The 3,490-nt window shown below is 77.1% G+C and carries 1 protein-coding gene; it reads right to left on the bottom strand.

The features are described from left to right. A partial coding sequence (locus ABD823_RS34150) for a type I polyketide synthase (RefSeq protein WP_344867048.1) occupies positions 1 to 3,490 on the bottom strand: 3,490 nt, incomplete at both ends.

The raw sequence follows: 3,490 nt of genomic DNA, 5'->3' as shown, positions 1-3,490 counted from the left end.
GCTGCGAGGGACCGTTCGGCGCGGTCAGCCCGTTGGACGCGCCGTCCTGGTTGACCGCCGAACCGCGCACCACGGCCAGTACCCGGTGCCCGTTGCGCTGAGCGTCCGACAGGCGCTCCAGCACCAGCACGCCGACGCCCTCGCCCCAGCCGGTGCCGTCGGCGGCGGCCGCGAACGGCTTGCACCGGCCGTCGGGGGCGAGCCCCCGCTGCAGGCTGAAGTCCACGAAGATGTCCGGGGTGGACATGACGGTCACGCCGCCGGCCAGCGCGAGCGTGCACTCGCCCTGCCGCAGCGACTGCGCCGCCAGGTGGAGCGCGACCAGCGACGACGAGCACGCCGTGTCCACCGTCACCGCCGGGCCCTCCAGTCCGAAGGTGTAGGCGACGCGGCCGGACAGGATGCTGCCGGCGCTGCCGTTGCCCAGGTAGCCCGCGACCTCCTCCGGCACCTCGCGCAGACGGCTGCCGTAGTCGTGGTACATCACCCCGGCGAAGACACCGGTCCGGCTGCCCCGGACCGCGCCCGGGTCGATCCCGGCGTGCTCCAGCGCCTCCCAGGAGGCCTCCAGCATCAGCCGCTGCTGCGGGTCCATCGCGACGGCCTCGCGCGGAGTGATGTCGAAGAACTCGGTGTCGAAGTCCGCCGCGTCGTAGAGGAACGCGCCCTCGCGGGCGTAGGTCCTGCCCGGAACGCCCGGCTCGGGGTCGTAGATGCCCTCGACGTCCCAGCCCCGGTCCGAGGGGAAGGCCATGACGGCGTCGCCGCCCTCGGCCAGCAGCCGCCACAGGTCCTCCGGCGAGGAGACCCCGCCCGGGTAGCGGCAGGCCATGCCGACGATCGCGATCGGCTCGTCGACCGGTACGGCGGGCGCGGCGGCCTGCGGCGCGGCGGGCGCCGAGGTGCCGGACAGCCGCTCCTTCAGGTAGTCCGCCACCGCCTGGGCGGTCGGGTAGTCGAAGACCAGCGTGGCGGGGAGCCGGAGCCCGGCTGCGGCGCCCAGCGCGTTGCGCAGCTCGACCGCGGCCAGCGAGTCGAAGCCCATCTCCCGGAAGGCCCGGGCGGGCGCGACCGCGTCGATCCCGTCGTGCCCGAGCACGGCCGCCACGTGCGAGCGCACCAGCTCCAGCAGGACCCGGTCGCGCTCGGCCTCGGCCAGTCCGGCGAGCCGCCGTCCGAGCTCCGAGGCGCCGCCGGCGGTGTCGCCGGTCCGCGCCACCCGCCGGGCGGGCACCCGGACCAGGGCGCGGAGCAGGGGCGGGATCTCGTCGGACCGGGCCCGCAGCGCCGCCTGGTCGACCTTGAGCGGTGCCAGCACCGGCTCGGTCGTGGCGAGCGCGGCGTCGAACAGGGCCAGTCCCTCCCGGGCGGGGAGCGCGGGCAGGCCCAGCCTGCTCATCCGCTGCAGGTCCGCCTCGGCCAGTTCGCCGCCGAGACCGGTGTTCTCGGCCCACATCCCGTACGCCAGGGACGTGGCGGGCAGCCCGGCCGCGGCGCGGTGGACGGCCAGCGCGTCGAGGAAGGCGTTGGCGGCGGCGTAGTTGGCCTGCCCCGCGCCGACGACCATGCCGGCCGCGGAGGAGAAGAGCACGAACGCCCGCACGTCCCCGGCCAGCTCGTGCAGGTTCCAGGCCGCGTCCACCTTGGGCCGCAGCACCGCGTCCACCTGCTCGGGGGTCAGCGCCCCCACCAGGGCGCCGTCCGCCACCGCGGCGGCGTGCACCACCCCGGTCAGCGGGCGCTCGGCCGGTACGGCGGCCAGCAGCGCGGCCAGCGCGTCCCGGTCGGCCGCGTCGCAGGCGGCGATCTCCACCTCGGCGCCCAGCGCCTCCAGTTCGGCGGCCAGCTCCGCCGCGCCGGGCGCGCCGGCCCCGCGGCGGCTGGTCAGCAGCAGGCGGGGGACGCCGTGCTCGGTGACCAGGTGCCGGGCGAGCAGTGCACCCAGGCCGCCGGTCCCGCCGGTGATCAGCACCGTGCCGGCGTCCCGCCACGGGGACTCCTGCCCGCCGACGGGCGCGCCGGCCAGCCTCGGGACGACGATCCCGCCGTCCCGCACCGCGAGCTCGGGCTCGCCCGCGCCCACCTCGGCGAGCGCGGCCTCCAGCGCGGGCTCCCGTCCGTCGAGGTCGACGAGCGCGAACCGGCCGGGGTTCTCCTCCCGAGCGGCCCGGACCAGGCCCCAGACGGCGGCGCCGGCCAGGTCGGTGACGTCCTCGCCGCCGACCGACACGGCGCCCCGGGTGACCACCGCGAGCCGGGCCCCGGAGAACCGGTCGTCGGCGAGCCAGGCGCGGACGGCGCTCAGCGTCCGCTGAACGGTGGAGCGGACGGCCGCCGGCACGTCTTCGCCGAGTTCCGCCGGGACGGGGAGGACGACCACGTCGGGCACCGCCGTACCGGCCGCCAGCGCGTCCAGTGCGGCCTGCGGCGTGTCCGTGACGTCCAGCTCCGCCCAGGCGGGCGGCGTGGCGGTGCGCGGCGCGGGCGTCAGCCACTCCACCCGGAGCAGCGACTCGTGGTGTCCGGCGCCGGCCGATTCGAGCTGCTTGGCGGAGACCGGGCGGGAGACCAGCGTCTCCACCGAGGCGACCGGCGCGCCCGTCCCGTCGGCGACCGTGATCGACGACAGCTCGTCGCCCTTCATCCGCTGGATCCGGACCCGCAGCCGCGAGGCGCCGACGGCGTGCAGCCGCACCCCGGTCCAGACGAACGGCAGGAGCGTCTCGCCCTGCTCGGCCAGCAGGTCGGCGTGCATCGCCGCGTCCAGCAGGGCGGGGTGCAGGCCGAACAGGGCGGCGTCGGCCGTGGCCTGCTCGGGCAGGGCGACCTCGGCGAACACCTCGTCGCCGCGCCGCCAGGCCGCCTTCAGTCCCTGGAAGACGGGGCCGTAGGCGTAGCCCCGCTCCAGGAGCCGCTCGTAGGCGCCGTCCACCTCGACCGGCCGGGCGCCCGGGGGCGGCCATTCGGTCAGCTCGGCGGCCTGCGCGGGCAACCGGCCGGCCGCCGGGCGGACCACGCCGCCGGCGTGCCGGGTCCAGTCACCGGTCCGCGCGTCGTCCCGCCGGGAGTACACGCCGACCGTGCACGCCCCGGACTCGTCGGGTGCTCCCACGACGACCCGGAGCGTGACTCCGCCCTGCTCCGGCACCACCAGCGGCGCCTCCAGCGTCAACTCCTCCAGCAGGTCGCAGCCGACCTCGTCACCGGCCCGCACGGCCAGCTCGACGAAGGCGGTGCCGGGCAGCAGCACCCGGCCGAGCACGTCGTGGTCGGCGAGCCAGGGGTGCGTGCGCAGCGAGAGGCGGCCGGTCAGGACGACGCCCTGGTCGCCGGGGAGGGTGACGACCGCGCCCAGCATCGGGTGGTCCGTGGCGAGCTGGCCGAAGGCGGTCGCGTCGCCGCCGGGAGCCGTCGCCTCCAGCCAGTAGTGCCGGTGCTGGAAGGCGTAGGTCGGCAGCTCCACCCGGCGCGCCCCCGACCCGGCGAACAC

The sequence above is a fragment of the Planomonospora alba genome, assembly GCF_039534085.1.
Taxonomy (GTDB): domain Bacteria; phylum Actinomycetota; class Actinomycetes; order Streptosporangiales; family Streptosporangiaceae; genus Planomonospora_B; species Planomonospora_B alba.
Note: the sequence above shows the minus strand (reverse complement) of the source record. Positions and strands in the feature narration are given on the sequence as shown.